The 11,886-nt window shown below is 36.1% G+C and carries 10 protein-coding genes; 1 reads left to right on the forward strand and 9 read right to left on the reverse strand.

All coding sequences use genetic code 11. The features are described from left to right. Window positions 1-9: 9 nt before the first annotated feature. From KO561_RS16530 to KO561_RS16565, 8 genes are all read right to left on the reverse strand, one after another. Complete coding sequence (locus KO561_RS16530; RefSeq protein WP_231094367.1) at window positions 10-1,113, reverse strand: hypothetical protein; 1,104 nt, start codon at window positions 1,111-1,113, stop codon at window positions 10-12. Window positions 1,114-1,374: 261 nt separating this feature from the next. Continuing rightward, window positions 1,375-2,865, reverse strand: coding sequence for a tripartite tricarboxylate transporter permease (locus KO561_RS16535; protein WP_231094369.1), 1,491 nt, complete (start codon window positions 2,863-2,865; stop codon window positions 1,375-1,377). 23 nt (window positions 2,866-2,888) lie between these two features. Further along, window positions 2,889-3,398: a tripartite tricarboxylate transporter TctB family protein gene (locus KO561_RS16540; protein ID WP_231094371.1), complete on the reverse strand. Its 510-nt coding sequence runs from the start codon at window positions 3,396-3,398 to the stop codon at window positions 2,889-2,891. Between the two features lie 78 nt (window positions 3,399-3,476). Then, window positions 3,477-4,511, reverse strand: coding sequence for a tripartite tricarboxylate transporter substrate binding protein (locus tag KO561_RS16545; protein WP_231094372.1), 1,035 nt, complete (start codon window positions 4,509-4,511; stop codon window positions 3,477-3,479). Window positions 4,512-4,605: 94 nt separating this feature from the next. After that, window positions 4,606-5,499 carry a 4-hydroxy-tetrahydrodipicolinate synthase gene (gene dapA, locus KO561_RS16550; RefSeq protein ID WP_231094374.1) on the reverse strand — a complete coding sequence of 298 codons (894 nt, stop codon included), beginning with the start codon at window positions 5,497-5,499 and terminating at the stop codon, window positions 4,606-4,608. 14 nt (window positions 5,500-5,513) lie between these two features. Then, window positions 5,514-6,515: a 4-hydroxythreonine-4-phosphate dehydrogenase PdxA gene (gene pdxA / locus KO561_RS16555; RefSeq protein WP_231094375.1), complete on the reverse strand. Its 1,002-nt coding sequence runs from the start codon at window positions 6,513-6,515 to the stop codon at window positions 5,514-5,516. Next, entirely contained in the window at window positions 6,494-7,810 is a 1,317-nt protein-coding gene (locus KO561_RS16560) for a four-carbon acid sugar kinase family protein (RefSeq protein WP_231094377.1), read from the reverse strand. Before KO561_RS16560 ends, pdxA begins: the two co-directional genes overlap by 22 nt. A gap of 218 nt (window positions 7,811-8,028) precedes the next feature. Beyond that, window positions 8,029-9,816, reverse strand: a complete 1,788-nt coding sequence (locus KO561_RS16565; protein ID WP_231094379.1) for a sigma-54-dependent transcriptional regulator — start codon at window positions 9,814-9,816, stop codon at window positions 8,029-8,031. A gap of 565 nt (window positions 9,817-10,381) precedes the next feature. Between KO561_RS16565 and KO561_RS16570 the strand changes: the two genes are divergently transcribed. Then, on the forward strand, window positions 10,382-10,873 hold the full coding sequence (locus tag KO561_RS16570) for a competence protein ComK (RefSeq protein WP_231094380.1): 492 nt from the start codon (window positions 10,382-10,384) through the stop codon (window positions 10,871-10,873). Between the two features lie 40 nt (window positions 10,874-10,913). Here the strand turns inward: KO561_RS16570 and KO561_RS16575 are convergent, their stop codons facing one another. Beyond that, on the reverse strand, window positions 10,914-11,858 hold the full coding sequence (locus KO561_RS16575) for a hydroxyacid dehydrogenase (protein WP_231094382.1): 945 nt from the start codon (window positions 11,856-11,858) through the stop codon (window positions 10,914-10,916). Window positions 11,859-11,886 lie beyond the last annotated feature (28 nt).

Consider the following 11,886-nt stretch of genomic DNA (forward strand, 5'->3'; position numbering starts at 1 on the left):
ACTGACCTCCTACATCCAAAAATTTATCAATATTAGTAGTACAGAAGAAAATAAGATAAAAAACATCACAAACTTGTAATTTTCTGAAGCAAAGTCATGCGCGGATTGTTCCGGCAATATATTATTTGCAAGTAAGTTAGCACCACTAAAGGAACTAGAGACCATAGCAGAAACAAATCCTACTAATAATACACTAGCAAAGACGACATGATTAATTCCTAGTAGTGCAGGGTCCAATATCTCCCCTATAAATACCATTACAACAAACTGGTGAATACCAAACACCGCCAACAATGGGACTACCATAATGATTAATGGAATGTACAAAATTGGAGAAAGCGTTGTATCTGTTAATGGTAAATACTTAATTATAGTGTAGTCTAATCGGACCAACTCAATCGTGTGAATCGCAAGACCCGCACAAATGATGACAGAAAACTGGCCAAATAGAGTTGGAATTCGTGTTAAGGTCATATCTTTGAAGGCACTTCCCCAATCCCTTAAGCTTTTAATTATAAAACTCCATGTGATAGTGAATGGTAGAATGGACACAACGATTGATTCCATCATTCCTATTGAGAATGTCTCATCTATTAAAGAAAGAAGCATAAAATAAATTAAAAAAGGGACAAAGAGTTTTAAGAGAAATAAAAAATCTTGCTTTAAAAACCTGTCCTCTGACGATAATGGGACATTGATTTTTTTGAAGTCATGTTGTTGAAGCTTTAACGAAAGAAGAAGACCAAATAAGGTGATGAGTATATTTATCCCCAACACAGATAAAAAACTTGAATTGGTCATATCAATAGAAACCGCAACCGCTGCCCCGATTGGCGTGCATAGCATGGCCAAACCAAACGACCTAACATTCGATACCATAAAAGTTTTTCTTTGTATCTTGCTCATATCATTCGATATAAATATTGATTTGCTAATTGGTATGCTAGCTAGATTAATGAAATTAGCTAAAATAAAAGTAGTTGAAATATTTATCGCTAATTCCGACAATCTTCTACTCATTAAACCTATTATTTTTTGTATGGGCATTATCTTGTTTTCTATAGGTTTCGATATAAGAGGGATTAATCCTATAAAAAGAATTAGATGATCCATATAGGAAAACCCCTCGAAAATATCAGCTAATTCCAAGTTTTGTGTTATGCCAATTACAACAGTCAGCGTCAGGAAAAATCCACATAGAACTAAATTGATTCTTGAAACCTGAATGAGCGCTGTTAGTAAAAGTAAAACGGAAAGAATCTCCAAAACAATACCACTTACTTCTATGTTTATAAGGTGAGCTTGAAACGCAATCCACACGCTTAGAAATATAAAAGCTCTTGAAACATACAAAGCTCTTTGATTAAGAGTCATTTATCCCACCGAACGCTTTGCTTTCCTTTTTGATTTAAGGATAAAAAATAAGGTGATAATGGTTAGCAAGAAAAAACCACCTGCAATAGGCCTAGTAAAGAATGGCAATAGAGAACCTTCACTTTGTATTAAACCATTTCGAATATATTGTTCAAACGGAAAGCCTAGCAGTAGTGTAATAACTAAAGGTAACGTTGAAAAATTGTACTTATCCATGAAATAACCGATGATTCCGAAGATAGCCATAATCCATACATCCTCGACGCGGTTCCCAATCGTAAATGTACCAGCTATACTCATCGCTACTACCATAGGCAATAAGTAAACCTTTTTTACAGATAGAATGATTGGAAAAATTCTTGCTCCAATGGTGACCATGAATAAATACATAATAACTACGGATAGAAGGAATGATGCAAATAACCCCATTACAAAATCGGGTTGGTTAAGAAACAATAAAGGTCCTGGCTGAAGTCCATGCATTTGTAAACCACCTAATAATAAAGCGGTAACACTATCACCTGGAATGCCCAACGCAAGTAAGGGAATCAACGCACCACCAATAACCGCATTGTTAGAAGTTTCAGAAGCTATAACCCCTTGGATATTTCCTTTTCCAAAGGTTTCTGGTTCTTTACTTGATTTTTTCGCTCTATCATAAGCAACAAACGTTGCAAGTGATGAACCAATTCCGGGCAATATTCCAATTGCTGTCCCAATAAATCCAGATCGCAGGAAGTTAGGGACCGAAATTTTTATCTCTCGAAGCTTTGGAAAAGAACCTTTTGTAGAAGTTTTCGGGATGATCGGCTTACTTTGATCAGACTCCAACTCCTCGAATACTCTTGAGATAACAAACAAACCAATTAAAGCAGGAATTGCAGGAATACCATTTCTTAGAAATTCAATACCTAAAGGATTACGTTCTACTGCATTGATAGGGTCAAATCCCCATGTTGCTAGAATGAGCCCAAAAACAGTAACCAAAATACTTTTAAAGAAATCTCCTGTTAAACCCGCAACAATAACAAAAGCAAATAACATGACCATCGCATATTCAAAAGGCGTAAAAGATAAGGCAACTTTTGCTAACTGTGGGGCTAATAGTACAAGAAAAACAAGGGATATAACGGAACCAATTAAATTGGACATCGCTCCCATACTTAAAGCTTTAGCACCAAGACCTTTTTTAGCGAGTGGGTACCCGTCAAAGACTGTGGTTACAGAAGAAGGAGTACCTGGCATTCCAATCAGGATAGCTGCTACTACCCCTCCAGAAATACCACCAATATAAGCCGATACTAGTGTTGATAACCCAGCAACTGGATCCATACCGTACGTAAAGGGAAGTAAAATCACAACAGCCAGCGTAGCTGTTAATCCGGGTATAGCACCAAAAATGACACCAAGAATAGTCCCAAAAGCCACAAATAAAATAGTTGAACTTAAAAATATACCCGTTATACTCTCAAAAAAGCTTGAAATATCCATTCCTCAACCCCCTTGCTTGCAAATTAAAATAACAGCGTATTCTCTGGGAAATAGACATTAATAAATTGAAATAAAAAGAAAAAAGCAACATTCAATCCCACACTAAAAATTAGTGATTTTGCTAATTCCCGCTTGCTCCAATTAAACATCATCCAGGTTAGAATAAACACAAATATGAAGGAGCTTACATAAAATCCAATATAGGAAAATCCATAAGCAAATAAAAGAAGTAGGATCATTGTCATCCATATATTTTTATTAACCTTATGACTTCTATCATTTTCTTCAGATTCTGGTTCCGACTTACTAGAGTTTGTCTCAGGTGTTGAGTCAGAATCTTTCTTTTTACTTAGAATCAATGTTTTAATCATCGAAATTCCTGACAAGACGATAAGTAAACCAGAAAGTATAAGTACATAATCTCTTTGATTTAACACATCTCCAGAGAAGCCTCCCGCCCCAATATTTAATCCGGTTATTAGAAACAGGATCCCCGAAAGAATCAAAATGATTTCTATTGCAACCTTCTTCATAATCACCCATCCTTGTATAAAGATGAGGTGTAATAGGAAAATACCTATTACACACTCTCTTTATTTTCGAATATTCTATTATTCTTTCACACTAATATTTTCTGCCAAGTCCTCAAAAATACTTTGAATTTCCTTGTTATTTTTAACAAATTCTTCAGTACCTAAGAATTCTGCTTGTGCACCATTTTTGCTAGTAAAGTCTTGGAATGCCTGTGTTTCCACCACTTTTCGCATCGTTTCTTCTAATTTCTTTACAACATCATCAGGAGTTCCCTTTGGTGCATATAGGCCATAACGAACGGCTACACCTACATCAATACCTAGATCTTTAAAGGATAAAGCATCTTTTATGTTTGGATCCCAATGACGTTCATAGCTTGTAGATACAAGAGGTATAACATTTCCAGCTTTTACATATTCAATAGAGTCTGGAGTAGATGCCATTCTTAGATCAACTTGACCACCCATATGAGCAGCAATTAAATCTGCACCACTTTGGAAAGGTACTACTTCAAAAATCCCTTCATTACCACTTTTTTGCATCATCGTTTCAAAAGCCAAATGTGTGGTGGAACCTACAGCTGGCACACCAACAGAGATAGAACCCGGATTCTTTTTAGCTGCTTCTAGATACTCATCAAACGTTTTGTATTCGGCATCTGCCTTTCCAACTAAAACGTTTGGTGTGTAAGCTACTTGTGAGATCAAATCGTAGTCTTTGTAAGAAATGTCGATTTGTCCAACAGCATTCATTGCATTTAAAGTTGTATGGTGTAAAAGCAATGTATGACCATCTGGTTTCGCATTAAGTACCTCTTCTAAGCCAATACGTGTATTCGCGCCAGGAAGATTTACCACTTGAACATCTTTCGATAATAAACCTTCTTCTTTAATAATCTTGGCTATTGTACGAGCGGTAGAATCACTAGATCCTCCTGGATCATAAGGTACTACAATTCGAATTTCTTTAGACGGAAAATCACTTGAAGTTTCAGAATCGCCTGATGAACCATTAGAAGTTTCTCCGTTTGCTTCTTCTCCCCCTTGTGCACAAGCCGTCAGGAAACCAAATAACAGTACAAAAATCAGCATGAAAAATAATTTGAATTTCATAAAAATTCCCCCTTGTTTTATATTAATAGATAATATCAGTAGTAACCGTTTCCATTTGCAAAAAAATATTAGATTGATATTATCTATTAGTTATTTAATCAAGATCCCCTGCCTCCTTGTAAGCAGTAATAATAGATCCAATCTCACTTTTTACTTTCTCTGTAACCGGAAGGACTGGCATTCTTGGGTTTCCCACAACCAACCCACTTTGGTTAATCGAATCTTTTAGTACTGATGGAAGCGTTCCTTTCTTAAATGCAAAACGTATTGGTGCCAATTTTTCCTGTGCTCGTTCCGCATCTAATAAGTTTCCCTTATTCCAATTCTCATAAATGGAAACTACAACTTTTGGAAGTAAGTTTGCCGTAGCTGCAATCGCTCCACTACCTCCTGCCATTAAAGTAGGCAGGATCAAGGAATCAGTTCCAACAAGAACAGAAAAGCTTTCACTTTCATATTGAATGTACTGAAGGACGTTATCAAAGCTTCCACTACTGTCTTTAACTCCAACAATGTTAGAAACCTTTGCAAGCTCTTCTACTACCTTGGGAGATATAGTGTTTCCGGTCAAACCAGGAATGTTATATAAAATAATTGGTAGCTTCGTTTCTTTGGCTATTGATTTATAATGAGATAATATTTCTTGGTCAGAAAGTTTTACAAAGTAAGGTGTTATGATTGAAACAGCTGTAACACCCACTTTTTCCATTTCATTTGTCAGTGCAATTGTTTCAATAGTACTGTTACCACCAGTTCCCATATAAACAGGCACGCGCCCTTGAACTTCTTCAACAACTACTCGAGCTATTTGAAGTTTCTCCTCAGCACTCAGAGAAAAAAATTCTCCATTACTCCCTAATCCAAAGACACCATGACAACCAGCTTCTAAAGTGTTCCTAACTAATTTACGTAATATGGCTTCATTAACTTTGCCTGCCTCATCAAACGGAGTAACTAATGCAGGGATAATACCATTCGGTTTAAACATAATACTCACCTCTTTTAACCATTCTTTTTGGGCGACAAGTCAATAGCCGCTTTAATTGCTTCAATTAGAGATCTTTCATCTGCAAGGTTCTTTCCAGCGATGTCAAATGCAGTACCGTGATCAACAGAAGTTCGAATTACACCATGCTTTAAACCGACTGTAATGTTTACTCCAGACTCTACTCCTAACACTTTCACTGGACCATGACCTTGATCATGGTAGCATGCAACCACCACATCGAAATCCCCTCTAGCTGCTCGATAAAACAGAGTATCTGCTGGGTAAGGACCTGTAACATTGATGTTTTCTTTTTGCGCCTTAGAGATGCCAGGTACAAGCTTCTCTTCTTCCTCACCATTTCCAAACATCCCATTTTCACCTGCGTGTGGATTAATCCCACACACTGCTATTTTCACATCTTCTTTTCCTGCCTTGGCAAATGTATCATGTGCTAGTTTTATAACGTTATAGGTTCTATCAGGATTAATCCTATCAATAGCTTCTAATAAACCGACATGTGTTGTTAAGTGAATGACCTTAAGTTTTGGTGTAGAAAGCATCATGGAGAAATCCTTCGTTCCCGTTAGCTGTGCCAATATTTCTGTATGTCCCGGATAAATATGCCCGCCTTTATGTAAAGCCTCCTTATTAATTGGAGCGGTACAAATGGCGTCTATTTTCCCATCCATTGCTAACCTAACCGCTGTCTCAATGTAATGGAAGGCTGCGTTACCCGCTTTAGCAGAAACCTTCCCATAAGGTAGTTCCCTACCTAGTAGTTTTAGGTCTATACAATCAATTGTGCCTTGTTCAAATTTTCCTTCAGCAGGATGATTGATAAGGTGGAACTGATATCCAAGATTTAAGGAAGTGGCTTCTCTCTCCAATATAGAATAGTCACCAATAACAATTGGTTTTGCTAGTTTGTAAGTCTCTTTATGGTTAAGTGCTTTTAAAATGATCTCTGGCCCTACACCCGATGCATCTCCCATAGTCAATCCAATGATTGAACGCATTCTATTTCCTCCCCTCTTAGAAACTTAGCAGCATGAACTAAAACGTCTGCACTTCCAAATCCACCTGCTTTTGTTATTGCAACAAGTTCTCTCTTATAAGGCAATAAACCAATTGGTATTCCACTTTCAATCTCATCTAAAATTCTAAATTCTTTTGTCCCTAGCGCTATACAAACTTTTCTTGCGGTGTCTCCGCCTGTTAGAATTAGATGACTAATTTGAAATTCATCTACAATTATTCTTGCAATGTCCCCTAATACTTCAGAAATCTTATCACTGACCATCGTTGGTGTTAATCCATGAAATGCCCCTATTTCATTAGCTTTTCGAATTTCTTCGAGCTCTGCAGAAGAGTAAATAACAATATCCTTATTTTTTTCTATAGCAACTTCAACTTCCCTTAGTATCCTTTGTATTTCATTCTTTATAGAGGTTTTATCAGCTACAGCAGTATAAGCTAACATTTCAATTCCTTTTACTGATTTTTCTGCTAATAGTTGCTTTAACTGCGCTCTTGACTGCCTGTTAACGCTACCAATAATCGTTAATATAGGACGTATCGATTTTTGAATATCATGCTCTATAGCAGTACTTTGGGTTTCTATAACATACTGTTTTAGATGGTTAGCAAGGCCAGCACTTCCTGACCAGATCACTTGGAAATCAAAATCTTTCACCCAACTAACTATTTGATCCAAATCTTCTGCAACACCTGAATCAAACACAATATAAGATACATCTTGGTTCAAGTAATTCAATAGTTTCTCTCGGATATGTTTCTTTCCCTGTTCTATATCTTTTTGTTTGATTAACCCAATTTCACGTTCCGTTCCCCTTCTTAGTAAATTAGGGATATAGGAATCTGTAATAGGGGTTTTGGGATCCTGGGCAAATACTGTTTCATGAATAGGTATTCCGTTCAGAAACAAATGACCATCCATTACTTGTCGTCCATTCTCTGGATAGGCAGGTGCTATAAAAACAAAGTCCGGATTAAAAACCTCATATATAGCATCTATTTCAGTTCCAATGTTCCCTCTCATCGTGGAATCCATCTTCTTATAAACGAGTTCAAACGGTAAGCTTTTTATAAATTGAGCAGCTTTTGTTACTCTGCACGATGCTTCTTCTTTAGAAAGTGATCGACTGTCTGTATCTATGACAAGGACATCCAGTTCAGATATACTTTGCTCATCACTTTCTAAAAGGACGGAAGTATTGAGTCCACTTCTTGCAAACTGTGCTCCTGTGTCATTAGCGCCCGTTAAATCGTCTGCAATAATTGCTATTTTCATTGTTCACCTCCATACTGTTTTTCTCATACGTTGTAATTTGCATCACTTAAATTTGTAAGCGCTTTATATTTATTGGTTATTTTAAAATTAAACAATTATGTTTAAAAAGTCAATAGTAATTTTAAATATTGTATTAAAAATATAATTTAGTTGCATTTTTAAACACAAACCAATAAATAAAAAAGCAGGTGTTATGCTACCTGCTTCTTAAATCTATTTTACTTATTTAATTTTCGCCATAGAGTTGCACGATTAATTTCTAAATGCTCAGCTGTTTTGGACTTATTATATTGATATTTCTCTAACACATATTGAATAATATCATATTCAATGTCTTCAAGAGGTTGATTTATATTGATTGGAACCAGGTTATTAGAAAATGGTTGCATTGGAGCCACCATTCCAATAAGCTTTGTTATATCATTTTCCTCAATGAATTCACTTTTTGCGTTTTTTACAATTTCCTCCATAACCCCTGATAATTCGATAAAATTCTCATTCCAACTAAAAGACTTTAATAATTCTAATGCTTTTGGTCGAATACCTACAATTTGTTTTCCATATTTTTGATTATTTTGAACAAGAAACATATGGACGTATTCTACAAACTCTTCTCTTTCCCTTAAAGGAGTAAAATAAATAATTTGGTCTAATAAGTCGCTTAATAAATGTACATCTAATTTTAAGTTATTCTGTGAAAATAGCTCAGGAGTTGATATAAACGAGAATACTAGTTTTGGTGGAATAAACTCAAAATGCTGGACTAATCGGTTTTGTTGGGCCAATGTCAACTTTTCAATTCCGACAAAATAAACAAAAGTATCAGTGTTTTCCTTCATAAGTAGATCTATCAAATCATCTAGTGTCTTCATGTCCATATGATTAATCTCAACTTCAACAATTGTACCAGACCCGATCTTATCAGCTAGCATAGATACAAATATTCTTCTTCCTATACCCTTCTCCCCTAGAATAGTGACCGGCCGACTGCTTTCAATCCTGTAAGTTGCCTTCTCAATAGCCTCGGAAAGATCCCTTTCTGACATGATCATTTGAGGATAGACGTCTAGAATATTTTTGGAATACACTATTTGAAGTCCATAGTGTTTTTCCGATTTAGTTGACTCTGTTAGTTCAAATAAATATTGGTTGGCTGAAGACTCTAAGGTCCGAATGATTCCACAATCTACGTTAAATCGATATCCATTTTCAACTTCAATTTGGTAAACAATCGGTAACCCTTTTTCTTTTAACTCCTTTATTCTTTTAAAAAAAGGAAAACTTTCGAACAAATTATTTGGACTATTATTCAACTTTAATATTTTTTGGAAGGTAGAATTTATGAACTGAATATTTCCTTCCTTGTTAGTTATAACAGCTCCATTTTTCATTTGACTTAACGCACTTCTAAACATAGCTGTTGATTCATTTCCAGTCTTAGCAATGGCGTACATTTGTTTAACACTGTGAAATGCTTCTAAAACAGACTCTTTCCCAGAAGTTATTAACACACCTTGCAACCCATGTTCATTAGCTAATCGAACTGTAATGGTATCCCCAACGATAATTTGGGCCCCTTTGTCTTTCGCATCTTTTAAAGAACTTTCAACTTCATTACTTTTATGAATAACACGGTAGGAAATATCCATATCTAATAAACTGGATACAGACTCGAAGTTTTGAATGACATTAGAAAATCCAATCATTTCGATACGAGATTGATATCCTTTTAGAAGGGTAAGAATTCGCAAAATATCATAACCAGACACTTGAATATCAATTACAGGGACACTACTAAACTTCCTTAATAAATCAGCAGTTCCTCCTCGACTAATAATAAATTCAATATTCTTCTTCTCATATTTCTTAAGGATATTTAAACTTTCCTCCAGATCTCCTCTTTCTATATGTATCTGAAACCCTTTTAACTCTTCTTTATCTATACCATAGATCAATTCGACGAGCCCTGGATATGGTGCTACAACTAAAACATTAATATTTTCCATTAACAACACACCACCAAACCGTTGCAATTTTATACATATTATATTTTAAATGAACAAATATTACAATTACTGATAGATTATTAATCAAAAAAGGACTCCTTTATGGAAATCCCCTTATCTAAAATACCCACCATATCAGTTAGTTATCGTACACAAATTTTCTACTTCTGGAATAGTTATTACAAGGACTTTCGCCACAGGTCATTAATACTATAGCGAAAAAATTCACAGAAAAAGTAGCAGTTGCTTACATTTTTCTGTGATTAGGAATTGATTTACGAATCCCTATCAGCCGTGCACTTCAATAGAAAAATCATTACTTTATGACAAAAATACAATTTTTTCTCAATATTAACTGGATTTTTGAGATTTTATATAGTATGATATGGAAGAACTATTATTTTACAGTAATATCCATAAAAGGGATTTAACTTGAAATTACACATCCTCTTATTCATCCTCAGCATGAATAGAACCCCTTCTAGACATTCCACTCACTCCATATGTCGAATAAGATCAAAAACCTTGTTTGCAATACAATTTAATATAAAAGGAGTAATTGGATATGATACCTATTTTAGAGAACTATGAAATTAACGAAAAAACCAAGGCACTTATTCCCCAAAAACACATGGAGTACAGAACACTTGTCATCGAAACAGGTGGAAAAAAGTACTACATCAATAAAACCCCTATCGAATTAATCGAACACGCTTGCATTCAAGGATGGTCTACTTTATCTGGAAGAAGAAATGCGATCTTGAAACGAACCGGATTTAGTCGCAAAGTTCCTATCCTATTGGACATCACCAGAAAGATCATCGCTTTTCCAAGTAAATCCCCAAAATCAGATGAATGCACCTGGATTTTTTATCATCATATCCTTAATATCTTACCCGATACAAAAAGTGGAAATAGTACCCGCCCCTCCACTACCGTTCTCTTCAAAGATGGTTACAAACTCCATATGGAAGAATCCTATTACATCATAAACAATCAATATAGCCGTACTCTAAAATTTATAAATATGCTACCCGAGTACAACGAAATAGTGTAACTAATAAGAGAGCTCCCGCGCTTGGGAGCTCTTAAGAGACTTAGGGCACTCTACATACAGATGTTTTGCCCTGCAGTACTTTCGCTACCTCTTCCGCTACTAATACAGAGGTGCGCAGCTGTGATTCCTCCGTTAAGCCTGCTACGTGTGGAGTGATAAAAATATTCGGTTGATATAGGATTGGATTATTCTCCCGAATAGGCTCATTCTCTATTACATCCAAATATGCACCCGCAATCTGCCGGGTTTGAACCGCTTCGACTAACGCTTTTTCATCTACTGTTCCACCACGGGACGTATTCATTAGAAACGCGGAATGTTTCATTTGTCGAAGCTGCTCCATGGAGATGAACCCCTTCGTCTTTTCCGTCAGAGGAATGTGCAACGAAATATAGTCTGACTGCGCGAGCAATTCCCCCAAACTGCATATTTCAACACCGAGTTCCGTTGAAAAGTCATAGGTAGATGCAGAAGGAGAGTATCCAAGAACACGTATGCCAAAACTTTTCGCGCGGATTGCCACTCTTTTAGCAATCTCTCCTAGTCCAATTAGTCCAAGTGTTTTCCCAGCCAGTTCACTTCCTGTAAACAACTTTCGATTCCAGTTTCCTGCTTGGACATCTTGGTTAGCCTGATTCAGCTTTCGAGAGGCATCGAACATGGCAGCAAACACATATTCTGCGACTGAATTGGCATTTGCATTTTTCGCATAGATTACTTCTATGTTTCTTCGCTTAGCTGCATCAATATCCATATTATCTAGCCCAACTCCCAGTCTTCCGATTACCTTCAGATTCGGAGCAGAGTCTAGCAATCTCTCATCCACTTTCGTTTGATTGCGAATGATTAACGTATCTGCAGATTCGAGCAGTTCGCTAAGCGCTTCAGAATTGTTCCACAAATCTGGGTCATAGATTACTTCCCCGAAAGATTCTAGTATTTGGATTCCTTCTGGCCAGATGAATTCTGTGATTAGGATGTTCATTTGTAGCATCTCCCTCTCTTCATGTTGA

The organism is Radiobacillus kanasensis (assembly GCF_021049245.1).
Taxonomy (GTDB): domain Bacteria; phylum Bacillota; class Bacilli; order Bacillales; family Amphibacillaceae; genus Radiobacillus; species Radiobacillus kanasensis.

What these genes read in the sequence shown, in the direction of transcription:
- KO561_RS16530 (WP_231094367.1), bottom strand. Translation starts at nt 1,113, where the DNA reads ATGGATCATCTAATTCTTTTTATAGGATTAATCCCTCTTATATCGAAA.
- KO561_RS16535 (WP_231094369.1), bottom strand. Translation starts at nt 2,865, where the DNA reads ATGGATATTTCAAGCTTTTTTGAGAGTATAACGGGTATATTTTTAAGT.
- KO561_RS16540 (WP_231094371.1), bottom strand. Translation starts at nt 3,398, where the DNA reads ATGAAGAAGGTTGCAATAGAAATCATTTTGATTCTTTCGGGGATCCTG.
- KO561_RS16545 (WP_231094372.1), bottom strand. Translation starts at nt 4,511, where the DNA reads ATGAAATTCAAATTATTTTTCATGCTGATTTTTGTACTGTTATTTGGT.
- dapA (WP_231094374.1), bottom strand. Translation starts at nt 5,499, where the DNA reads ATGTTTAAACCGAATGGTATTATCCCTGCATTAGTTACTCCGTTTGAT.
- pdxA (WP_231094375.1), bottom strand. Translation starts at nt 6,515, where the DNA reads ATGCGTTCAATCATTGGATTGACTATGGGAGATGCATCGGGTGTAGGG.
- KO561_RS16560 (WP_231094377.1), bottom strand. Translation starts at nt 7,810, where the DNA reads ATGAAAATAGCAATTATTGCAGACGATTTAACGGGCGCTAATGACACA.
- KO561_RS16565 (WP_231094379.1), bottom strand. Translation starts at nt 9,816, where the DNA reads ATGGAAAATATTAATGTTTTAGTTGTAGCACCATATCCAGGGCTCGTC.
- KO561_RS16570 (WP_231094380.1), top strand. Translation starts at nt 10,382, where the DNA reads ATGATACCTATTTTAGAGAACTATGAAATTAACGAAAAAACCAAGGCA.
- KO561_RS16575 (WP_231094382.1), bottom strand. Translation starts at nt 11,858, where the DNA reads ATGAACATCCTAATCACAGAATTCATCTGGCCAGAAGGAATCCAAATA.